General features: G+C 73.9%; 21 protein-coding genes. 13 read left to right on the top strand and 8 right to left on the bottom strand.

Features of this window, described 5'->3' with window-relative positions:
- Nucleotides 1-116: 116 nt before the first annotated feature.
- The 5 genes from ACFV1J_RS14045 to ACFV1J_RS14025 form a co-directional block, all read right to left on the bottom strand.
- Nucleotides 117-710 (bottom strand): hypothetical protein, encoded by a 594-nt coding sequence (locus ACFV1J_RS14045; protein ID WP_385857589.1) that lies wholly within the window; start codon nt 708-710, stop codon nt 117-119.
- A 173-nt stretch (nt 711-883) separates the two neighbouring features.
- Nucleotides 884-1,324, bottom strand: a complete 441-nt coding sequence (locus tag ACFV1J_RS14040) for an ATP-binding protein (protein WP_385857588.1) — start codon at nt 1,322-1,324, stop codon at nt 884-886.
- Entirely contained in the window at nt 1,318-2,208 is an 891-nt protein-coding gene (locus tag ACFV1J_RS14035) for an MEDS domain-containing protein (RefSeq protein ID WP_385857587.1), read from the bottom strand. Before ACFV1J_RS14035 ends, ACFV1J_RS14040 begins: the two co-directional genes overlap by 7 nt.
- A 74-nt stretch (nt 2,209-2,282) precedes the next feature.
- Nucleotides 2,283-3,107, bottom strand: a complete 825-nt coding sequence (locus ACFV1J_RS14030) for an MOSC domain-containing protein (RefSeq protein WP_385857586.1) — start codon at nt 3,105-3,107, stop codon at nt 2,283-2,285.
- A gap of 47 nt (nt 3,108-3,154) precedes the next feature.
- Complete coding sequence (locus tag ACFV1J_RS14025) at nt 3,155-3,607, bottom strand: DUF6643 family protein (RefSeq protein WP_385857585.1); 453 nt, start codon at nt 3,605-3,607, stop codon at nt 3,155-3,157.
- A gap of 262 nt (nt 3,608-3,869) precedes the next feature.
- Between ACFV1J_RS14025 and ACFV1J_RS14020 the strand changes: the two genes are divergently transcribed.
- A complete protein-coding gene (locus ACFV1J_RS14020; RefSeq protein ID WP_385857584.1) occupies nt 3,870-5,282 on the top strand; it encodes a TerD family protein in 1,413 nt (470 codons plus the stop codon).
- Between the two features lie 21 nt (nt 5,283-5,303).
- On the opposite strand, the gene ACFV1J_RS14015 is transcribed toward ACFV1J_RS14020, so the two are convergent.
- The gene (locus ACFV1J_RS14015) at nt 5,304-6,452 is read right to left on the bottom strand and encodes a glycosyltransferase (RefSeq protein WP_385857623.1); all 1,149 of its coding nucleotides are present in this window, start codon (nt 6,450-6,452) and stop codon (nt 5,304-5,306) included.
- Between the two features lie 158 nt (nt 6,453-6,610).
- On the opposite strand from ACFV1J_RS14015, the gene ACFV1J_RS14010 reads away from it, so the two are divergent.
- The 3 genes from ACFV1J_RS14010 to ACFV1J_RS14000 all read left to right on the top strand — a co-directional run bounded on the left by ACFV1J_RS14010 (nt 6,611) and on the right by ACFV1J_RS14000 (nt 8,711).
- Nucleotides 6,611-7,414: a glutamate racemase gene (locus ACFV1J_RS14010; protein ID WP_385857582.1), complete on the top strand. Its 804-nt coding sequence runs from the start codon at nt 6,611-6,613 to the stop codon at nt 7,412-7,414.
- A 53-nt stretch (nt 7,415-7,467) separates the two neighbouring features.
- Entirely contained in the window at nt 7,468-8,106 is a 639-nt protein-coding gene (locus tag ACFV1J_RS14005; RefSeq protein ID WP_385857581.1) for a hypothetical protein, read from the top strand.
- A gap of 122 nt (nt 8,107-8,228) precedes the next feature.
- Nucleotides 8,229-8,711, top strand: coding sequence for an NUDIX domain-containing protein (locus ACFV1J_RS14000; RefSeq protein WP_385857580.1), 483 nt, complete (start codon nt 8,229-8,231; stop codon nt 8,709-8,711).
- Nucleotides 8,712-8,781: 70 nt separating this feature from the next.
- Here the strand turns inward: ACFV1J_RS14000 and ACFV1J_RS13995 are convergent, their stop codons facing one another.
- Entirely contained in the window at nt 8,782-9,345 is a 564-nt protein-coding gene (locus ACFV1J_RS13995; RefSeq protein WP_385857579.1) for a hypothetical protein, read from the bottom strand.
- Nucleotides 9,346-9,636: 291 nt separating this feature from the next.
- Between ACFV1J_RS13995 and ACFV1J_RS13990 the strand changes: the two genes are divergently transcribed.
- The 3 genes from ACFV1J_RS13990 to ACFV1J_RS13980 all read left to right on the top strand — a co-directional run bounded on the left by ACFV1J_RS13990 (nt 9,637) and on the right by ACFV1J_RS13980 (nt 12,829).
- The gene (locus ACFV1J_RS13990; protein ID WP_385857578.1) at nt 9,637-10,431 is read left to right on the top strand and encodes a 3-hydroxybutyrate dehydrogenase; all 795 of its coding nucleotides are present in this window, start codon (nt 9,637-9,639) and stop codon (nt 10,429-10,431) included.
- A gap of 83 nt (nt 10,432-10,514) precedes the next feature.
- The gene (locus ACFV1J_RS13985) at nt 10,515-12,488 is read left to right on the top strand and encodes a helix-turn-helix domain-containing protein (protein ID WP_385857577.1); all 1,974 of its coding nucleotides are present in this window, start codon (nt 10,515-10,517) and stop codon (nt 12,486-12,488) included.
- 143 nt (nt 12,489-12,631) lie between these two features.
- Nucleotides 12,632-12,829, top strand: a complete 198-nt coding sequence (locus tag ACFV1J_RS13980; protein ID WP_385857576.1) for a CsbD family protein — start codon at nt 12,632-12,634, stop codon at nt 12,827-12,829.
- A gap of 77 nt (nt 12,830-12,906) precedes the next feature.
- Here ACFV1J_RS13980 and ACFV1J_RS13975 read toward each other — a convergent pair whose 3' ends face one another.
- A complete protein-coding gene (locus ACFV1J_RS13975) occupies nt 12,907-14,292 on the bottom strand; it encodes an MFS transporter (RefSeq protein ID WP_385857575.1) in 1,386 nt (461 codons plus the stop codon).
- A gap of 284 nt (nt 14,293-14,576) precedes the next feature.
- On the opposite strand from ACFV1J_RS13975, the gene ACFV1J_RS13970 reads away from it, so the two are divergent.
- The 6 genes from ACFV1J_RS13970 to ACFV1J_RS13945 all read left to right on the top strand — a co-directional run bounded on the left by ACFV1J_RS13970 (nt 14,577) and on the right by ACFV1J_RS13945 (nt 21,656).
- Nucleotides 14,577-15,257 (top strand): DUF6215 domain-containing protein, encoded by a 681-nt coding sequence (locus tag ACFV1J_RS13970; RefSeq protein ID WP_385857574.1) that lies wholly within the window; start codon nt 14,577-14,579, stop codon nt 15,255-15,257.
- A 152-nt stretch (nt 15,258-15,409) separates the two neighbouring features.
- Entirely contained in the window at nt 15,410-16,324 is a 915-nt protein-coding gene (locus tag ACFV1J_RS13965; RefSeq protein ID WP_385857622.1) for a cyclase family protein, read from the top strand.
- A gap of 188 nt (nt 16,325-16,512) precedes the next feature.
- The gene (locus ACFV1J_RS13960; protein WP_385857573.1) at nt 16,513-18,102 is read left to right on the top strand and encodes a GMC oxidoreductase; all 1,590 of its coding nucleotides are present in this window, start codon (nt 16,513-16,515) and stop codon (nt 18,100-18,102) included.
- Between the two features lie 167 nt (nt 18,103-18,269).
- A complete protein-coding gene (locus ACFV1J_RS13955; RefSeq protein ID WP_385857572.1) occupies nt 18,270-19,109 on the top strand; it encodes an SDR family oxidoreductase in 840 nt (279 codons plus the stop codon).
- A 67-nt stretch (nt 19,110-19,176) separates the two neighbouring features.
- Nucleotides 19,177-20,619, top strand: a complete 1,443-nt coding sequence (locus ACFV1J_RS13950) for a cytochrome ubiquinol oxidase subunit I (protein WP_385857571.1) — start codon at nt 19,177-19,179, stop codon at nt 20,617-20,619.
- Entirely contained in the window at nt 20,616-21,656 is a 1,041-nt protein-coding gene (locus ACFV1J_RS13945; RefSeq protein ID WP_385857570.1) for a cytochrome d ubiquinol oxidase subunit II, read from the top strand. Before ACFV1J_RS13950 ends, ACFV1J_RS13945 begins: the two co-directional genes overlap by 4 nt.
- Nucleotides 21,657-21,706: the final 50 nt, after the last annotated feature.

Below are 21,706 nucleotides of genomic sequence, written 5' to 3'. Positions count from 1 at the left end.
TGTCCGCATTCGGGTCCGCCGGGCCCCAGCCGGGAGGCTGGCGCCCCCACCGTAGCGCGCCCGGAGGGCGCCGGTTGACACGGTCAGCTGCTGGTCAGCCACCGGGCCCGGAAGCCTCAACTCCCGGTGTCCGCCCGGCCCCAGGTCTGGCCGGCGCGCTCCCACTCCTCGTCCCACCGGCGGAAGCGGCGCACCATCAACTGCCCGACGACCAGCCGCCGGACGGCCTCGATCAGTCCGCCGGCCGCGGCGGTGGTGCCCAGGCCGGCCAGCACCGCATGCGTACCGGCCGTGCTGACGTCCATCGGGCGCGGCAGCACCCGGCCATGGCCGTCCGTCCAGATCCGGAACCCCTCACCGGGCTCCACCGGATGCGGCGCCGCGATCTGCCCGATGTGCGGACTGCCGTCGACGGCCGTCCAACGGGCGATGACCCGCAGATGCGCATCGCGCTGCGACGACGTCTCCGGATCCGGGTCGAGCGGGGCGCTGGACACCAGCCGGTCGACCGTGACCCGGACCAGATGCCGCTGCTGGTGCTGCAGCCGTACGGTCTCCAGCAGCGCGCCGTGCGCGGCCTGGCCGGCGAACCAGCCCGCCAGGGGCGCGCCGAGCACGATCAGGAGCATGGCCGCGAGGGCCGCCCAGGCCTCGATCAGGTCCGTGCGGCGCCGCAGCGGATTCCGCCGCCAGCGCCGGACTCCTGTCATCGCGCGCATCGTCGCCCCCTCTCGTGTCCGTTGAATACCGCATCCGGGGCGGTCCGCGCGAGGGTTGTGCGAAGAGAGACCAACATCACGCCCCACGGAACGCAACGTTCCGGCCGTGGGGCGTACGGCGGTCCGGCCGGGCGGTACGGGCCCGCCGTACCGCACCGGCGGGGTCAGCGCAGGCGGACGGCCAGGGTCACCTCGGCGCCCGGCAGGCCCGTCCCGGCCGGCCCCGAGGCGACCGAGAACCGGTCCGCCACCAGGCGCGCCAGCCACAGCCCGCGCCCCTTCGGCGCGCCGTCCAGACCCGGTAGCAGCTCGGGGATCACCGCCTCGCTGAACCCGGGGCCGGTGTCGCTGATCCGGCACTCCAGTTCGTCGCCGATCCGGCGCAGCACCAGCCGGCCCGAGCCGCCCGCGTGCTCCACGGCGTTGCCCGCGATCTCGTCGACGGCGAGCACGAATTCGCCCCTCCGGGGCTCGCACAGGCCCTCCCGGGCGGCGCATTCCTCGACCAGCAGCCGCAACTGCGGCAACAGCCGGGCGGTGAACCGCCGCTGGAGCAGCCGGCGGCCGGACCCCTCCGCCGGGTCCGCCGGATCCGCGTTCACCACGGCCGTACCACCTCCTCCCACACCAGCCGCGGCAACTCGTCGCCGCCCAGCCGGCGCAGCATCCGGCACTGCCCGCCGTCGCAGCGCACCTCCACCAGATCGTGGCCCACGGCGCCGCGGACCAGCAGGAGCAGACTGACGGCACAGCCCACCGACAGGAAGTGCAGCCCGGTCAGATCCACCGTCAGCCGCCGGGCCGGTGCGCTGTGCGCCAGCGCGATCTGCAACGCCCGGGTGAAGGCGCCCTGTTGGGCGGCGTCCGCCTCACCGATGAAGCGCAGCGCGCCGTCCGGCTCCCGCTCCCAGCGCAGACTGCCCAGCCGCTCCAACAGCGCGCGCGGATGCGCCCGTTCCATGGCGGTGAGCACCGCCCGGTCGAACCGGCGGCGGTCGTAGGCGCAGATCTCGGTGTACGGCCGGCCGGCGAAGAGCGCCTGGGCACCGGTCTCGCGGTGCATCATCGCCTCCACGCCGGCGCCGAGCGCGCGCACCCAGCCCATGTCGATGAACGCCCGCAGCCCGGTGTACCCCTCGGCCGTCGCCCGGTCGGTCTCGGAGTGCAGCCGGCCCATCTGGCGGGCGGCGGTGAACTCCGCGTCGGGGCGGATCACCTCGCGCATGCTGCTCACCACCAACTGGCCGCGCCGGCGGGCGCGTACCGTGCTGCGGCTGGGGAAGTCGATGCGGGCCAGCACCTCTTCCTCGGGCACCTCGGGGCAGGGCAGCACCAGGACCTTCTCGCCGCGGGCCAGTCCGAGCCGTACGAACGCCGCGACCACGTCCCAGCGCACCTCGTCATTGGCGTAACTCACAAAGGCGTGGTCCCCGGGGCGCAGCTGCTGGACGGGCAGGAGATGGTCGCTCCAAGGGTCGTTCGCAGGCATCGACACGCAGTTCTTCGTCTCCCGTCGCCTCCGCCGGCTGTGGGCGCGGCCGGCTGGGGGGCCGCGCCGGCCCGTCAGTCGAGTATCTCGAACGGGTCGCCGATCCGGATCGTGCCCGCCCCACGGGGTATCAGGTTCTGGCCGAAGACCAGACGGTCACCGAAGCGGCGGTGTCGGGCGAGGGTGCGCAGCGGTTCCTTGCCGCGCTCGGCGGTGCGCTGGTCGGTGGTCGTGACGACGCAGCGGGAGCAGGGCTTGACGACCTGGAAGACCACCTCGCCGATCCGGACCCGCCGCCACTCGTCCTCCGCCCAGGGAGCCGTGCCGTCCACCACCACATTGGGCCGGAAACGGTTCATGGGCAGGGGGCCCTCGTCGGCGTGGTCGCCCTGCGCGATGAGGGAGTTGAGGGCGTCGAGCGAGGACGTCGTGGTCAGCAGCAGCGGGAAACCGTCCGCGAAGCTGACCGTGTCACCGGGCTCGGAGTACTCCGGATCGACCGGCCGGCGCTTCTCCGGGAGGTCGAGGTACATCAGCCGGCACTCGACGCCCAGATACGCGCTGAACCACTCCGCGGCGGCGGCGCCCGCGGGCACCGCCTCGACCACGTCCCGCCAGACCTCCACCGGGAGGGTTCCGGTGTACTCGGGCACCTCGACCGTCAGCGGCTCCTTGCCGGGCGCGGTGAGGCGGAGGCCGCCGCCCGGCAGCCCCTCGGCACGCGCCAACGCCAGCGTCGGCTGCTGCCGCTGGGTGATCTGCCGGCGCTCGGCGTCCACCAGCAGCCACCGTCGGTCCCCGGCGAGCCCCCACGGCTCCACGACCGCCTCGCCGGGACCGGACCCCGCAATGGATTTGACCGGATAGAGATGGATCGACTGGAGCGCAGGCTTGAGCATGCGTTCCATCCTGCCAGGCACCTCTGACAGCGGATCCGGTGACCGGCTCAGTACCCGCGTGGGTACTGCCGGCCGTACGGATCGTCGTACACCGGGGCCGGCCGGGGCGCGACCGGCGCGGCCGGCCGCATGGCCTCGTACCCCGTGCCCGGCGCCGGGCGCTGGGGCTGCGGTGCCTGCTGCGGCTGGTAGCCGCCGCGGGCACCCGCCTGCTGGGGGATGTAGGGCGCCGGCGCGTGCTGCAGCGGGGCGACCGGATGCGCGGCGGCAGCCGGGTAGCCCTGCGCGGGCGAGGAGTGGGACGGAGCGGCCGGAAGGGCCGGCAGCGCCGAGGGCAGCGCCGGCAGATACGACGAGCCCGTGTCGTAGGGCGAGGGGTTCACCCTGATCGGCGCGATCTGCGGCGTGCCGCGCTCGGCCACGAGGCTGTCGTAGATCGGGGTGTCGGGGAAGGAAGGCGAAGCGTAGTAGCCGCCGTAGGTAGAGCGGGGGGAGGTCATGCGTCATAAGTTAAGCCCACGATGTGTCGATTGGGGAGCCTGAAAAGAAGGTTGTTTTACCTGTGCGGAGCGGCCATGGATCCCCAATGCGAGCGAACTCGGGAAAATCGGTCGCGATCGCCCGTCGGAATCCTGTAAAGACCTGGCTTCTCGTGGGTGAACAGCGGGCGTTCGGCGCGATCCGGGGCACGTTAGGTTGAGGGTGCCGCGTACGCGGGGTGCCACCACGCACGCGGCACGGCGGACGAGAGGAAGGCGCAGCATGTCGATGCCCAAAGGCGGCAACGTTCCGGTCCCGGCCCCGGCGGTACGGGTGGAACTGGGCTGGCGGGCCGGCCCCGGCACACCCGACGTCGACGCCTCCGCGCTCCTGCTGTCGTCCGGAAAGGTCCGCGACGACGGCGACTTCGTCTTCTACAACCAGCCCGCGCACGCCTCCGGCGCGGTGCGCCACGAGGGCAAGCGGGCCTCGGACGGCGCTCTGACGGACGGCCTGACCGTGGACCTCGGCGCCGTGGAGCCGGCCGTCGACACGGTGGTGCTGGCCGCCTCCGCCGACGGCGGCACCTTCGGAAGCGTCCCCGGGCTCCACATCCGCGTACTCGACACGGCCGACGGCACCGAGCTCGCCCGGTTCGACAGCCAGGACGCCACCACGGAGACCGCGTTCGTGCTCGGGGAGCTCTACCGGCGCCAAGGGGCGTGGAAGTTCCGTGCGGTCGGGCAGGGTTACGACAGCGGACTCGCCGGTCTGGCGACCGACTTCGGCATCAGCGTCGAGGAGCCGCCCCGGGCTCCGGCCGCCGCCCCGGCCGCCCCCGCGAGGCCCGTTCCGCCGCCCGCCGCTCCTGCGCCGCCGCCCCTCGCGCCGCCCGCCGCGGCGCCCGCGCCCCCGGTGGCGCCGCCCCCCGCGGCCTTCGCGCCCCCGTTGCCGCCCGGTCAACCGGCGGCGTCAATGGCGCCCCCGCCGGGGCAGTCCGCGCCGGTCTCCGCGCCCCCTGCCGTTCGTCTGACAAAAGTCACCCTCACGAAGGAGGCCCCCGCCGTCTCGTTGACGAAGCAGGGCGGCACCTCCGGGGTGATGCGGGTGAACCTCAACTGGAGCGGCGGCAGCGCCGGCAAGCGGCTGACCCAGAAGCTCGGCCGCAAGGCGATGCAGGCCATGGGCGCCCGTGGGGCCCTGCTGCCGTCGTCCGGCGAGCTCGACCTCGACCTGTGCGCGCTGTACGAACTCACCGACGGCGCCGCCGGGGTGATCCACCCCCTGGGCAACAACTTCGGCGCCCTGCACGCCCCGCCGTACATCCAGCTCGACGGGGACGACCGCACCGGCGCGGTCGCGGCCGGCGAGAACATGACCATCAACCTCGACCACCAGGCGCGCATCAAGCGCATCCTGATCTTCGTCACCGTCTATGCCGGCGCCCGCACCTTCGAGGGCCTGAACGCGACGGTCACCCTCCAGCCGCAGCACGGCGCCCCGGTCGACTTCACCCTCGACGCCTGCACGGTCCCCTCCAACGTGTGCGCCCTGGCCCTGATCACCCACACCGGCGGCGAACTCGTCGTCCAGCGCGAGGCCCGCTACCTCGTCCCCCAGCCCGGCGTCAGCCCCCAGCGCACCGTCGACCACGCCTACGGCTGGGGCCTCAACTGGTCGCCGGCCAGCAAGTGACCGCACACCGGCGGCCGCGGCTCACGGCGCCCCGTACGTCCGGCCCTTCCAGGCCGCCCCGCGCCCCCGGTAGTGCTGCACCGCCGAGTCCACCGTCATCAGGAGGTAGAGCAGCGCCGTGAACGGCAGCAGCGGCGCGGTCCACAGCGGCTGACCGTAGTAGCGCAGCATCGGCAGGTACGTCCCGCACATCACCGCCCAGGCCGCCCCGCCCAGTGCCGCGAGCACCGCCCCGCCGCCGCACAGCCCCGCCACCAGTGCCACCGGCGGCACGAGATAGACCAGGGCCAGCCCCAGGACCGTGCCGAGCAGCAGCACCGGCCGGTGCAGCAGCTGGGCGTACGCGCTGCGCGAGACCATCCGCCACAGCTCGGCCAGCCGCGGATACGGCCGCACGCTGTCCACCCGGTCCGCCAGCCCCAGCCAGATCGCGCCGCCCGACCGCTTCACCGCCCGCGCCAGCGTCACGTCGTCGATCACCGCTCCCCGGATCGCCTCCGGGACGCCGGCCCGCTCCGCCGCCTCCCGCCGCAGCAGCACACAGCCGCCGGCCGCCGCCGCGGTCCACGCCCCCGGCCGGTTGACCCGGCGGAACGGGTACAGCTGCCCGAAGAAGTACACGAACGCCGGCACGATCAGCCGCTCCCAGCACGTCACCACCCGCAGCCGCGCCATCTGGGACACCAGGTCCAGCTCCGCCGACCGGGCCGCCGCCACCAACTCCCGCAGGCTGTCCGGGGCATGGGCGATGTCCGCGTCGGTCAGCAGGAGGTACTCCGGCGCCATCCGCTCCCGCGCGAGCGCGATGCCGTGCCGCAGGGCCCACAGCTTCCCCGTCCACCCCGGGCCCGGTTCCCCGGGCGAGGTGACCGTCAGCGGCAGCCCGCCCCGCGCGGCCGCCAGCTCCCGCGCCAGCGCCCCGGTCCCGTCACCGCTGCCGTCGTCGACCAGGAACACCTCCGCCCGGCCCGGGTACTTCTGGCCGAGCAGCGAGGGCAGGCTCTGCGGCAGCACCGCGGCCTCGTCCCGCGCCGGCACCACCACCGCGACCGACGGCCAGCGGTCCGGGTCCCGGCGCTCCGGCAGCCGGACGTCGGTCCGCCAGAAGAAGCCCTGCCCCAGCAGCAGCCACACCCAGGCCAGCAGCGACCCGGCACCGATCCACTCCATCGCTCCCACGGCCGCAGTCTGCCGCACCGGCCCCCGCGCCGGACGTCCCCGGCGCGGGCCCGGCCGGACGTGTCCCGCCCGGGCGGTACCGCCCCCTGTGGCCCCCGCTCGCCGGGCCGGTATGACAAGTCGGACCTGCCGCCCGATAAAGTGTCCGGGTGAAGATCGCGCTGATGGACTCCGGAACCGGCCTGCTCGCGGCGGCCGCGGCCGTACGGCGACTGCGGCCGGACGCGGATCTGGTCCTCTCCTCCGATCCCGACGGCATGCCCTGGGGCCCGCGCACGCCCGAGGACGTCACGGCCCACGCCCTCGCGGTGGCCCGGGCGGCCGCCGCGCACCGCCCCGACGCGCTGATCGTCGCCTGCAACACCGCGTCCGTCCACGCCCTGCCCGCGCTCCGCGCCGAACTGGAACCGGACGTCCCGGTCATCGGCACCGTCCCGGCCATCAAGCCCGCCGCGACCGGCGGCGGCCCGGTCGCCATCTGGGCCACCCCCGCCACCACCGGCAGCCCCTACCAGCGGGACCTGATCGAGCGCTTCGCGCACGGCGTGGACGTCACCGGCGTCGCCTGCCCGGGGCTCGCCGACGCCGTCGAGCAGGCCGACGAGGCCGCCATCGACGCCGCCATCGCCGGCGCCGCGAGCCGCACCCCGCGCGAGGTGCGGGCCGTCGTCCTGGGCTGCACCCACTACGAGCTGGTCGCCGAACGCATCCGCGCCGCCCTCCAGCAGCCCGGCGACCCGGCGCTCGTCCTGCACGGCTCGGCCGAGGCGGTCGCCGCCCAGGCACTGCGCCGTATCGGCGCCGAGCCGGCGCCCGCGGCCACCCCGGCCGGCGGACTCACCGTGCTCCTCAGCGGCCGCCAGGCGGACCTCCCCGCCGCCACGCTCGCCTACGCCGAGGGCCGGCTGCTGGCGCAGTCCCGTACGGACACCGCCGGGGCGCTGAGCGGCTGAACGGGGCGTTCGACACCCTGCCGTAGCGTGCGAAGACGCGTACGCTGCGTCTCATGAGGGACCACCCCCACGAGGGGGCCGCAGCCCCCGGCACAGACGGCAGTTCCGACGGCGGTACCGACGGCACCGGCCGGCCCGCGGGGCCGGGACGCGTGCCCCATGGCGCGCACGCGGAGATCCCCGAGGTCTGGCACGGCAGCGCCACCAACCGCGTCCAGTGGCTGCTCGCCGGGATCGGTGCGGCCTGCCTGGCGCTCGGCATCGAGCTGGCCGTCGACAGCAGCTGGACGTCGGGCCTGGCGCCGCTGGTGATGGCGGTGGTCGGCTGTGTCGCGGCCGGCCTCCTGGTGCTGTTCGGCACGCTCGCCTTCGTTCACGTCGGGGTGCGGGTCGACAAGGAATGCCTGGAAGTGCGCTGCGGCTACATCGGGGTGCCGCGCCGCCGGATCCCCCTCGACACCGTCGTGGAGGCCGACTTCGCGCCCCAGGTCACGCCCCGCCACTGGGGCGGCTGGGGCTACCGCTGGCGCCCCGAACAGGGCACGGCGGTGGTCGTCCGCCAGGGCGAGGGCCTGGTCCTCCGGCTCGGCGACGGGCACACCTTCACCATCACCGTCGATGACGCCCAGGGCGCTGTCCGGGCCGTCCGCGGCCGGCTGCGGCCGCGCAAGGGGAGCCCGGCGGGCGCCTGAGCGCGCGGCGGGGCGTGCCGCGTGGACCGGGCGCGCGGGCGTGTCGTGAGGAGTGGGGGCGTGCCTCCCGGGCCGCGCTTCGGGACCGGGGACCGCTCCGGGACGTCCCGTAGGGTCGGAGCATGGCAACCCCCGAATTCATCCGTGATCTCCGGAGCTCCATCGGCCGGCAGCTGCTGTGGCTGCCCGGGGTGAGTGCGGTCGTCTTCGACGACGACGGACGGGTCCTGCTGGGCAAGCGGGCCGACACCGGCGGCTGGTCGGTGATCGGCGGCATCCCCGAGCCCGGTGAGCAGCCCGCCGAGACCGCGGTGCGCGAGGTCTACGAGGAGACCGCGGTACGGGTCGTCCCCGAGGGGGTGGTGCTCGTGGAGACCATGCCGCCCACGCGGTACCCCAACGGCGACATCTGCCAGTTCATGGACGTGACGCTGCGCTGCCGGGCGGTCGGCGGCCGGGCCCGGGTCAACGACGACGAGTCGCTGGAGGTCGGCTGGTTCGCCATGGACGCCCTGCCGGAGCTGGACGAGTACGCGCTGACCCGCATCCGCCGGGCCGTCGCGGCCGGACCGACGTGGTTCCACGGGATGGGGGAGGAGTCCTGAGGGGTCTTAAGGGACCCAAGGAGGGGGCCATGGAGGGCCAAGGGGCCTGAGGGGACGCCGTAGCGCTCCGCTACAGCTCCTCCGTCGACGGGTCGTCCATCGGGGCGGAGGGATCACCGGGAAGCGGGGGCAGTTGCGAGCCGTCCGGGGCTTCCGGTTCGTCCGGCCCGTCCGGTCCGCCGGGCGCGTCCGGGCCGGTGTCCTGGTCGTCCGCCTCCTCCGTGTGCATCTCCCGCTTGTCCTTGTCGCAGACCGAGATCCAGGTGCCGGTGGGTCCGCTCTCGTAGTGGCAGAACCAGCCGCGTACGGACAGCGTGCCGCGGTCGTCACCGGCCTCCCGCGGCGCCCGCAGGAAGAACTCGGTCATCACGTCCCGGGCCTCCGCGCACGGCACCGTGCCCCCGGCGCCCGGGTCCGCGTACAGCGCCACGTCCCCCTCCTGCCCCAGCGCGTCCTGGAGGCGTCCGCAGCTCACCGGCTGGCCGGGCACACCGGGCGAGCCCTCCCCGCTGCGCTGCGGCCCCGGCCCGGCACCGGTGGACGAGACCGAGCGGGATCCGCCGTCCTCCCCGTCCGCGCAGCCCGCCGCGGCCAGCGCGAGCAGCACGGTCGGCACGGTGATCAGCCTCCGCATGTGGGACTCCCTCGTGGCGGCGGTGCAGTCGGCGCGCTGCGTCGTACGACGCTAGGAGCCGGGCGGGAGCGCGGCGAACCGGGGCGGCCGATCAGGTGACCCGGCGCGTCGCGCCCGCCGGCCGGCGCACCCGCCCGGAGTCGGCAGGTCCGCCCTCCTCCGCCGCGTCACCCGGGTGGCCGGTCCGCCGTCCCTCGTCGCGCCACCCGGTGGGCGGGCCCCACCTCCCGCCCGTGAACTGTGGTGCCGCGGCACATCGGTGCCCCGCCCGCCCGTGCCTAGGGTGCGGACATGACCACGATCGGCACCCCGGGCCCGGTATCCCTCGACCTCGGCGGCCGCACCGCCCTCGTCACCGGTGCGGCCGGCGGCATCGGACGTGCCTGCGCCCGGCGGCTCGCCGCGGCCGGTGCCACCGTGCGGGCGGTCGACCGGGACGCCGCCGGCCTGGCCGCGCTGGCCGCCGAACTCCCGGACGGCGCCGGCGGCACGATCGAGCCGCTCGTCCTCGACCTGACCGACCTCGACGCCGCCGAGCGGGCCGCGGCCGGCACCGATCTGCTGGTCAACAACGCCGGTCTGCAACTCGTCCGCCCCATCGAGGAGTTCCCGCCCGAGGTCTTCCACCAGGTGCTGACCGTGATGCTGGAGGCACCCTTCCGGCTGCTGCGCGGCGCCCTGCCCCATATGTACGGGCGGGGGTGGGGCCGGATCGTCAACATCTCGTCCGTGCACGGGCTGCGGGCCTCGCCGTTCAAGTCCGCCTATGTGGCGGCCAAACACGGTCTGGAGGGCCTGTCGAAGACCGCCGCCCTGGAGGGCGCCCCGCACGGCGTCACCAGCAACTGCGTCAACCCCGGGTATGTCCGGACCCCGCTCGTCGAACGGCAGATCGCCGACCAGGCCGCGGCGCACGACATCCCCGAGGAGCGGGTGCTGACCGACGTCCTGCTCGCCGACACAGCCCTCAAGCGGCTGCTCGAACCGGAGGAGGTGGCCGAGGCCGTCGCCTACCTCTGCACCCCGCAGGCGTCCTTCGTGACGGGGGCGTCGCTGACCCTGGACGGCGGCTGGACCGCGCACTGACGGCCCGCGGGGCGTAAAGCGGCTCCACGGGAGACCCCCGAGCCCCTGGCGCACGGCGACGACCCGAAGGTATCCCTGTGACCATGCCCACCGACCCGTCCCCGTCCGCGCCCGCCACCGAACCGGCCGAGGCCCCCTTCCTCGCCCTGCTCGCCGCCGACGCCCCCGCCGAGGACTACGAGCGGCCGGTGCTGCGGGCCCGCGCCGAGGGCGCCGCGCCCGGCCGGCTCGCCGCCCTGGAGCAGGCCAAGCGCCAGGCGCTGCGGATACGTACCGAACTGGAGGGCCGCCGGCGCCGCGAGGCCGAACTGTCCGCGCTCTACGCCACCGCGCACGATCTGGCCGGGCTGCGCGACCTGGACGCCGTGCTGCGGGCCATCGTGCGCCGGGCCCGTTCCCTCCTGGGCACCGAGGTCGCCTACCTCACCCTCAACGACCCGGCCGCCGACGACACCTATATGCGGGTCACCGACGGTTCGGTCTCCGCGCGGTTCCAGCAGCTGCGGCTCGGCATGGGCGAGGGGCTGGGCGGACTGGTCGCGCAGACCGCCCGCCCGTACGTGACCGACAGCTACTTCCACGACGAGCGGTTCCGGCACACCGGCACCATCGACGCCGGCGTCCGCGACGAGGGCCTGGTGGCGATCCTGGGCGTCCCGCTGATGCTGGGCAGCGGTGTCATCGGGGTGCTGTTCGCCGCCGACCGCCGGGAGCGGGTCTTCGAACCCGGTCAGATCGCCCTGCTCGCCGCCCATGCGGCGCACGCCGCGGTCGCCCTGGACACCGCCCGCCTGCTCGCCGAGACCCGTAAGGCGCTCACCGAACTGGAGGCGGCCAACGAGATCATCCGCGACCGCAGTGCGGTCATCGAACGGGCCTCGGACGTCCACGACCGGCTGACGGAACTGGTGCTGCGCGGCGGCGGGGTGCGGGACGTGGCGGCCGCGGTGGCCGAAGTGCTGCACGGCGAGGTGGAGTTCACCGAGCCCGCCGACACCCCGGCCGACGCCCTGGACCGCTCCCGCGCCGACGGCCACGCCGTACGGGCCGGTGCCGACTGGGTCGCGGCCGTATCGGCGGGCGGCGAGGTCCTCGGGGCTCTGGTGCTGCGCGGCCACCCGGCGCTGGACCCGGTCGACCAGCGGACCCTGGAGCGGGCCGCCGTGGTCACCTCACTGCTGCTGCTCGCCCGCCGGACCGCGGGCGAGGCCGAACAGCGGGTCCGCGGCGAGCTGTTGGACGACCTCCTGGACGCCGCCGGGCGCGACCCCCGGCTGCTGCGGGAACGCGCGGCCCGGGTCGGCGCCGACCTGGACGCGCCGCAGGTCGTGCTGGCCGCCCGGGTCGATGCTCCCGAGGGGCCCGACGCCGCCGGCGACCGGCGGCGCCTGTGGTCGGCGGCCTCCCACCTCGCCGCCACCCGGCACGGGCTGGCCGCGGTCCGCGACGGCGGCGCCGTCCTGCTGCTGCCGCTCGGGCCGGACGGCGATCCGGCGCGGCAGGCGCGGGAGACCGCCGCCCGGCTGGGCGCCGCGCTGCACGTGCCGGTCACGGTGGGTGCCTCGGCCCCGGTCCCGGCCCCCGCCGGGCGGCCCGCGGCGGTCACCGACGCGTACGCGGAGGCCCGGCGCTGCCGGGAGGCGCTGCGGGTGCTGGGCCGGGCCGGCCAGGGCGCGGCCGCCGCCGACTTCGGCTTCCTGGGCCTGCTGCTCGCCGACAGCCGCGACGTCGACGGCTTCGTGCGCCGTACGCTCGGCGTGGTCGCCGACTACGACGCCCGCCGCGGCACGGAACTGCTGCGCACCCTCCGGGCGTACTTCGCCTGCGGGATGAGCCCGGGCCGCACCAAGGACGCGCTGCATGTGCATGTGAACACCGTGGCGCAGCGACTGGAGCGGGTGGGCCGGTTGCTGGGACCCGACTGGCAGAGCCCGGCGCGCGCCCTGGAGCTCCAACTGGCGCTGCGGCTGCACCAGCTCTCGTCCGCCGTGGGGCACGGGACGGAGCGGTGGCCGCGTGGCGGACGGGGCGGTGGGGCGGGTGAAACGGAGGAGTAACGGGCCGTCGCTCCGGGTGCGCACCGGCGGGGCGTGCGGCAGCGTGGACCCGGAGCCCTCCATCCCGCGAGCGCTCCGCCCCACGTCCCGTGGCCTCCCGCCCGCGGACCACGGGCCACAGATCACGCACGAAGGAGTACGACATGGCCGGCAAGGGCGCCAAGGACAAGATCAAGGGCAAGGCCAAGCAGGCCACCGGCAAGATCACCGGTGATGACCGCCTGAAGGCCGAGGGCCGGATGGACGAGGCCAAGGGCAAGGCCAAGGACGCCATGGAAGACACCAGGGAGACCGCCCGCGGCGCGAAGGAATCCGTGAAGCGCAGGACCGAGCGGTCCTGACGTCCGGCGGGGGCGCGGCGGGTGAGCTTGCCCCGTCTCCCGGAGCGTCCCACGGCCCGCCGCGCCCCCGCCGCACATCAGACCCTCGATTCCCGCCCGTCGCCGGTCGTCCCGGAGGCGGGCCGCGGCCCGTCCTCCGCCGCCAGGTCCCGGCTGCGGGTCTCCCGGGCCACGCCCACCGCGACCAGGGTCAGCAGCGCGGCGGCGATGACGTACAGCGCGATCGGTGCCGGGCCGCCGAAGTCGGCGAGCAGCGCGGTCGCGATCAGCGGGGCCGGGGCCCCGGCCGCGACCGACGCGAACTGCGCACCGATCGAGGCGCCCGAATACCGCATCCGGGTCGCGAACATCTCCGCGAAGAAGGCCGCCTGGGGTGCGTACATCGCGCCGTGGAAGAACAGCCCGACGCCCACCGCGAGCAGCAGCGGACCGAACCCGCCGGAGTCCACCAGCGCGAAGAACGGGAACGCCCAGGCACCGACGCCGGCCGCGCCCAGCAGATAGACCGGCCGCCGCCCGATCCGGTCCGACAGCGCGCCCCAGGCGGGGATCACCGCGAAGTGCAGTGCCGAGGCGAGCAACACCGCGTTCAGCGCGGTCTGTTGCGCCACCCCGGCGTGCGAGGTCGCATAGACCAGCACGAACGCCGTGAGCACGTAGTACGAGATGTTCTCGGCCATCCGCGCGCCCATCGCGATCAGCACCTCGCGCCAGTGGTGCCGCAGCACGGCAAGCAGCGGCAGCTTCTCCGCCCGGGTGGCCGCCCCCTGCGCCCGGCGGGCCTCGGCACGCTCCAACGCCGCCCGGAACACCGGCGATTCGTCCACCGACAGCCGCATCCACAGCCCGACCAGGACCAGCACGCCGGAGAGCAGGAACGGCACCCGCCACCCCCAGGCGGCGAACGCCGCGTCCGGCAGCAGCGCCGTCATCAGCGAGAGCACGCCGGTGGCCAGCAGTTGCCCGGCGGGCGCGCCGGTCTGCGGCCACGACGCCCAGAACCCGCGCCGCCGCGCATCACCGTGCTCCGAGACCAGCAGCACCGCACCGCCCCACTCACCGCCCAGCGCGAACCCCTGGACCAGCCGCAGCGCGGTCAGCAGCACCGGCGCCGCCGTACCGATCGTGGCGTGCGTCGGCAGCAGCCCGATGGCGAAGGTGGCGCCACCCATCGTCACCAGGCTCAGCACCAGCAGCTTCTTGCGCCCCAGCCGGTCACCGAAGTGCCCGAAGACCAACGCACCGATGGGCCGGGCGGCGAACCCGACCGCGTACGTCAGGAACGCCAGCAGGGTCCCGACCAGCGGATCGGACCCGGGAAAGAACAGCTTGTTGAAGACCAGCGCGGCGGCGGATCCGTAGAGGAAGAAGTCGTACCACTCGATGGTGGTGCCGATGAGGCTGGCGGCGACGATGCGCTTGAGGTCGGCGGGTGGTGGGGGAGCGGTTGCTGCGCGGGCCATGTGCACCACTTCCAGGCGGTCGGCGGGACGTGCTCGTGCCCGCCACACGGTAGGAACGCGCAGGTCAGCGGCACATGTGGCGGGACGCCATAGTTCCGGCCACGGGAGTGCGTGCCGCCACCACGAGCGACGTCGCTGTGCTCCGAGAACGATCACCGGTTACGCTCCCCCGGCGCGTATGCGGCGCGAAACGGCAGGTGGGGGAAGTGGGGGAGATGGACGGCGCATTCGACAGATCCGAGACCGGAGCCACGACGGCAGCCACGACCGGCTCCGAGAAGGGGATGAACGCAGGGGCTCAGGTGGTCGCCGCGGTGGTGCTGGTCGGCGGTCTCGCGGGGGGCATGTGGGCCATGGCGCAGGCTTCGGGGCAGGAGACCGAGGAGAGCAGGCCGGCTGCGTGCTCGACCGGGCATGACGGCGCCCGGCCGTCCCGGCATGCTTCCCCGCACGCTTCGGGGGTGCAGCTGTGCAGGGCGCTGAACCGCTCGGACCTGGCGGAGCTCCTCGGGACGCCGGCGGAGCGGGCGGAGACCGCGGACGGCAGCGTGAGCTCCACCGAGCTCGCCGGCGGCAGCAAGATCGTCACGCCCGAGGCGAAGGTCACGCTGAAGACCTACACCGTGCAACTCTCGGCGTCCTACGACGACTTCACGGTGTCCCGGATGGCCCGCCTCCTGGGCAGCAACGCGGAGAAGCGAACGGTCCTGGGGCGCCCCGCGGTGCTCTCGTCGGACCGGACCATCGCCATCCGTTTCCGCTTCGACGGCGGCAGGAGCGGCAAGGCCGACACCGCGCCCGGCGGCCCCGCCCGCCGGCTGCTGGTCGCCAGGAACGCCAAGGACGGCGGCGGCTCCTTCGAGGTCGTCGTCTGGCGCCAGGACGAGGGGATGCCCGATGACGCGGCGCTGCTCCGCGTCGCCGAGAAGGTGCTGCCGACGATTCCGGGCTGGGACGCCGACTGACGGTGCCCGGGCGCCGCTTCCGGGCTTCCGGGATGCGGGGGCCTCGGCGGGGACCGACCCTGGGACCGGGGCCCGGTGCCGGACGAGGAGGAGCTCACGTGGCGGATCGTGCGCACACCGGCGCGACCTCGCAGCCCGGGGCCCGGCAGCGGATGCCCGAGGAAGCCTTCCGCTCCCTGTACCGCCGGCTGCGCGAGCAGGCCCGGGACGGCGCGGATCCCGGGCGCGGAGCACTGGGCCACCTCACCCCCGAGCGGGTGGTGGCCGCCGCCACCGGGGTGCGGTCCGGGCGGACCGTGTCGCTGGCCGCGCCCATCGAGACCACACCGGGGCCGGACGACCCGCAGCCCGCCTCCCACCGGATGACCGCACCGGCGCCCGGCGAGGCCGACGCCCCGGGCCTGCGCTTCGCCCTCGACCGGTTCGCCATGAACGTGCACGGGGACGCCGACAGCCACCTCGACGCGCTGTGCCACGTGATCTTCGACGGCGAACTCTACGGCGGCGTCCCGGCGAGCAGTGTGACGCCGGACGGTGCCGGGGCGCTCACCTCGGACCTGGTGCGCGACGGCATCGTCGGCCGCGGTGTCCTCCTGGACGTCCCGCGCCTGCGCGGGGTGCCGTGGCTGGAGCCCGGCGACCAGGTGACCGCCGCCGACCTGGTGGCGGCCGAGGACGCCCAGGGCGTCACGGTCGGGCCGGGTGACCTGCTGTTCGTGCGCGTCGGGCACCGCCGCCGGCGCCGCAGCCTCGGCCCCTGGAACGCGGCGCGGGAGCGGGCCGGTCTGCACCCGGAAGCGATGCCCTTCCTCGCCGAACGGCGGGTGGCGGCCCTGGGGTCGGACGGCAACAACGACACCGCCCCCAGCGCGGTCGCCGAGGTCCCGTTCCCGGTGCATGTACTGGCCGTGCAGGCCATGGGGCTGCACCTGATGGACTACCTGGACTTCGAGGAACTGGTCCCGGTGTGCGAGCAGCTGCGCCGCTGGCACTTCCTGTGCATGGTCGCCCCGCTGCGGCTCCCGGCCGCCACCGGCTCCCCGGTGAACCCGATCGCCGTCCTGTGAACCCGGCCTGTCAACCCGTCCTGTGAACCCGGTCGCCGCTCTGGCGGCCGTGTCGGGACGCGGCCCTGGCGGCGGCCCGTTCCGGCGGCTCTTCCAGGTGCCGCGCCGCCCCGGGGCGTATACGTTCGAAGAGGGGTGAAGGCTACCGGCAGGTCCCGGCGCGGCCGGGGACCGCAACGGCAAGGACGGTGGTCGCGTTGGGCGGCTCCTCCCATTACGACGTCATCATCATCGGCACCGGCGCCGGCGGCGGCACGCTCGCCCACCGGCTCGCCCCCTCCGGCAAGCGGGTGCTCCTCCTCGAACGTGGTGACTACCTGCCGCGCGAACGCGACAACTGGGAATCCACCGCCGTGTTCGTCAAGGCCAAGTACCGGGCCCCGGAGTTCTGGCTCGACAAACACGGCAACGAGTTCCCGCCCGAGGTCAACTACTACGTCGGCGGCAACACCAAGTTCTACGGCGCGGCACTGTTCCGGCTGCGCCCCGAGGACTTCGGCGAACTGCGCCACCACGACGGCATCTCTCCCGCCTGGCCGCTGCGTTACGACGACCTGGAGCCGTACTACACCCAGGCGGAACACCTCTACCTGGTGCACGGCCGGCACGGCGAGGACCCCTGGGAAGGGCCGTGCAGCGGACAGTACGTCTACCCGCCGGTCGAACACGAGCCGCGCATCCAGCAGTTGAGCGACGACCTGGAGAAGCGCGGACTGCACCCCTTCCACCTGCCCATCGGCGTCGACCTCACCCAGGACGCCGACGGGCGCGCGGTCCCCTCCAGCGTCTGCATCCGCTGCAACCGGGTGGACGGCTTCCCGTGCCTGGTCCGCGGCAAGTCCGACGCCCAGGTCATCTGCGTCGAACCGGCACTGCAGCACCCGCACGTCGAGATGGTCACCCATGCCCGGGTGACGAGGCTGGAGACCGACCCCACGGGGTCCAGCGTCACCGCGGTCGTCGCCGAGCTGCCGGACGAGGAACGGGCCCGGTTCACGGCCGACATCGTGGTCGTGGCCTGCGGGGCGGTCAACTCCGCCGCCCTGCTGCTGGCTTCGGCCAACGACCAGCACCCGCACGGGCTGGCCAACAGCTCGGACGTGGTCGGCCGGCACTACATGCGGCACAACAACCTTGCGCTGATGGCCATTTCGAAGGAGCCCAACGACACCCAGTTCCAGAAGACCCTCGCCCTGCACGACTGGTACCTGGGCGCGGACGACTGGGACTACCCCCTCGGCGGCATCCAGATGCTCGGCAAATCGGACGCCGAGCAGATCCACGGCGAGGCCCCGCGCTGGGCCGGCGCGGTGGTGCCGGACATGCCGTTCGAGGTCCTGGCCCACCACGCCGTCGACTTCTGGCTGTGCGGGGAGGACCTGCCGCAGCCGGACAACCGGGTCACCCTGGACGCCGACGGACGCATCCACCTCGCCCTCGACGAGGGCAACAACACCGCCGGCCTGAGCCGGCTGCGGCACAAGCTCCAGCACATGCTCGGCCACCTGGGCATGCACGAGCACCAGTTGCTGTCCCACAGCATCTACCTGCACAAGGGCATGCCGATCGGCGCCACCGCCCACCAGGCGGGCACCGTGCGGTTCGGTGACGACCCGGCGTCCTCGGCCCTGGACCTCTACTGCAAGGCCCATGACCTGGACAACCTCTACGTCGTCGACACGAGCTTCTTCCCGAGCATCGGCGCGGTCAACCCGTCCCTGACGGCCATCGCGAACGCCCTGCGGGTGGGCGACCACCTCCTGGCGCGGCTCGGCTGACCGGCCCGCGGCGACGCGCCCCCCGACCGGGCGAAGATCGTGAGCCGGGCAGCGCAAAGCAGACCGCTGGGCCACGTCGCCGCCCCGCCACGGTGATTGTGTGACGCCTGCACCTCCGGGCCACGGGCCCGGCTGATTCCCGGTCACCGGTGGAGGAGAGGGTCATCGTGAGTTCCCCCGAGGGCGCAACCCAGGACGTGATCCCCGCGCAGCTGCTGAAGGGCCAGAAGGCGCTGGTCACCGGCGCGAATTCGGGAATCGGCCGGGCCACGGCGATCGCCCTGGGCCGGGCCGGCGCCGATGTGGTCGTCAACTACGTGGCCGGCCGCGAGGAGGCCGACAAGGTGGTCGAGGAGATCGCCTCCTTCGGGGTCCGGGCCGCGGCCTACGAGGCGGACGTCTCCGACGAGGACCAGGTCGTCGCCATGACGGACCGGATGTGCAAGGAGTTCGGGACCCTCGACATCCTCGTGGCCAACGCCGGACTGCAGCGTGACGCCTCGTTCCCCGACATGAGCCTCGCCCAGTGGCAGAAGGTCCTGGACGTCAACCTCACCGGGCAGTTCCTCTGTGCCCGCGAGGCGACCAAGGAGTTCCTGCGGCGCGGCGTCGTCCCGGAGGTGTCGCGGTCGGCGGGCAAGATCATCTGTATGAGCTCGGTGCACCAGATCATCCCGTGGGCCGGGCACGTCAACTACGCCGCGTCCAAGGGCGGGGTGCAGATGATGATGGAGACGCTCGCGCAGGAACTCGCCCCGCAGAAGATCCGCGTCAACGCGATCGCCCCCGGAGCCATCAAGACCCCCATCAACCGCGACGCCTGGGACACCGCGGAGGCCGAGAAGGACCTCCTGCGGCTGATCCCCTACAACCGGGTCGGCGCCCCCGAGGACATCGCCCACGCGGCCGTCGCCCTCGCCTCCGACCTCCTGGACTACGTCGTCGGCGCCACCCTCTACGTGGACGGCGGGATGACCCTCTTCCCCGGTTTCGCCACCGGCGGCTGACCGACCTCACGCACATCGGTCCTCGCGCACGTCGGTCCTCGCGCACGTCGGTCCCGAGGAGACTCCCATGCACACCGCGCTCACGCTGCTGGCGGACGCACCGGCCCAGACGCTCCCGGCCAGATCGCTGATGGCCTTCACCCTCGCCTCGCACATCATCCTGGTACCCCTCGGCGTGGCGCTGCCGCTGATCACGCTCCTGATGCACGCCTACGGGCTGCGCCGCAACGACGCCACGGCCCTGCTGCTGGCCCGGCGCTGGTCGGCGGTCATGGCGGTCCAGTTCGCGATCGGGGTCGTCACCGGCACCGTGCTGTCCTTCGAGTTCGGGCTGCTGTGGCCGGGCATGATGGGCCGGTGGGGCGACGTCTTCGGCATCGGGTTCGGGGTCGAGGCCTGGGCCTTCTTCCTGGAGGCCGTGCTGATCGCCATCTACCTCTACGGCTGGCGCAGACTGCCCACCCGGACCCACTTCCTGCTCGGACTGCCGCTGCCCTTCGCGGCCCTGCTCGGCGCCTTCGGGATCCTGGCCGCCAACTCCTGGATGAACACCCCCCGGGGCTTCTCCCTCGACCCCGCCGGCAACCCCGTCGACGTGAAGATCTGGAAGGCGATCTTCACGCCCATGTTCGGCCCGCAGTACTGGCACTTCGTGGTGGCCATGCTCGTGACCGCGGGCTATGTCGTCGCCGGTGTCTACGCCGTCGGGTGGCTGCGCGGCCGCCGGGACCGCTACCACCGGCTCGGGTTCACCATCCCCTTCACGCTCGCCGCGGTCTTCACCCCCGTGCAGTTCGTGCTGGGCGACTCCATCGCCCGGCAGGTCTTCCACAAGCAGCCGGTGAAGTTCGCCGCGATGGAGATCGTCTGGAAGACCGACACCCATGTGCCGGAATACCTCTTCGGCCGGCTGCACCCGGACGGAAGCATCTCCGGCGGCATCAAGATCCCCCAGCTCGACTCCATCCTCGCCGGCTTCCGCCCGGACACGAAGGTCACCGGGCTGACCACGGTCCCGGCGAGCGACCGGCCGACGGCCACTCAGGCCACCCTCGTCCACTGGACCTTCGACATCATGGTCGGCATCGGCTCCCTGCTGGTGCTGCTCGCCCTCTGGTACGCCCTGGTCCGGCTGCGCCGCCGCGGGCTGCCCGCCTCACCGTGGTTCTACCGGTGCGCCGCCGTGTCCGGTCTCGCCTCCGTCGTCGCCGTCGAATGCGGCTGGATCACCACCGAAGTGGGCCGCCAGCCATGGATCGTCTACCAGAACATGCGGGTCGCCGAAGCCGTGACGTCGACCCGCTCCACCAGCCTGTGGATCATGTTCGGGCTGGTCGTCGCGGTGTACGTGGTCGTCTTCGGCTCGTTCCTCGCGGTGCTGCTGAAGATGCGCACCCGCTGGCGGCTCGCCGACGGGACGGGTGAGGGACCGCCGCCGGAAGGGCCCGGGACGGACACGCCGGAGACGGACACCCCGTACGGGCCGCGCTCGGCGGGGAGCCGGACGTGATCGCCGGGGTCATCGCCGTCGTGCTGCTGCTGGCGGTCGCCGCCTACGCCTGCGCCGGCGGCACCGACTACGGAGCCGGGTTCTGGGACCTGATCGCGGGCGGCGCGGAACGCGGCAGCCGCCCGCGCCGGCTGATCGACCACGCGATGGCTCCCGTCTGGGAGGTCAACAACGTCTGGCTGATCTTCGTGCTGGTCATCATGTGGACCGGCTTCCCGGTCTTCTTCCAGCGCACGTTCACGGCCATGTGGCTGCCGCTGGCGCTGGCCGCCGTCGGCATCGTCCTGCGCGGCGCCGGGTTCGCCCTGCGCAAGCCCGCCGGACGGCTGGCCGGCCGGCGCCTGTACGGAGCGATGTTCGCCGTCTCCTCGCTGCTGACGCCGTTCTTCCTCGGCGCCGCGGCCGGCGGAGTGGCCTCGGGACGGGTGACCGCGGCGACCACGGCGTCCACGGACGCCTGGGCCAACCCCACCTCGGTCCTCTTCGGGCTGCTCGCCATCGCGACCACGGCCCTGCTCGGCGCGGTCTTCCTGGCGGCGGACGCCCGCCGCTTCGCCGCGCCCGAACTCGACGGCTACTTCCGGCGGCGGGCGCTGGCCGCCCTGGCCGCCGTCGCCGTCCTGGCCGTGATCACACTGTTCGTCACCCATGGCGACGCGCCCCACGTCTGGCACGGGCTCACCCACGGCGTGGGGCTCGTCTTCGTCATCGTCTCGGCGCTGGGCACGCTCGCCACCGCCTGGCTGCTGCGCCGCCCCTCCGGCGCCTGGACCCGGGTCACCGCCGCCGGCGTGGTCGCCTGCGCCGTCCTCGGCTGGGGCATGGCCCAGCGCCCGTACCTCGTCCCGACCTCGCTGACCGTCGCCGAGGGCGCGGGCGCGCACACCACGCTCCGCTGGCTGGGGCTCGTCACCCTGGTCGCCGTCGTGCTGATCGTCCCCGCGGTCGCGCTGCTCTACTGGCTGGACACCCGTGGCGAGTTGGAGAGCCTCACCGACGCCGACCTGCGGCGCCGGGGCGCCGGTGACGAGGGCTGACCCCGTGACGGCCGGCCACCGCAGGGCCCGCGCCGAGGGATGAGGACGCG

Source organism: Streptomyces sp. NPDC059649, from assembly GCF_042734445.1.
In the GTDB taxonomy this organism is placed as follows: Bacteria; Actinomycetota; Actinomycetes; order Streptomycetales; family Streptomycetaceae; genus Streptomyces.
This window is presented reverse-complemented; position numbering and strand designations above follow the sequence as displayed.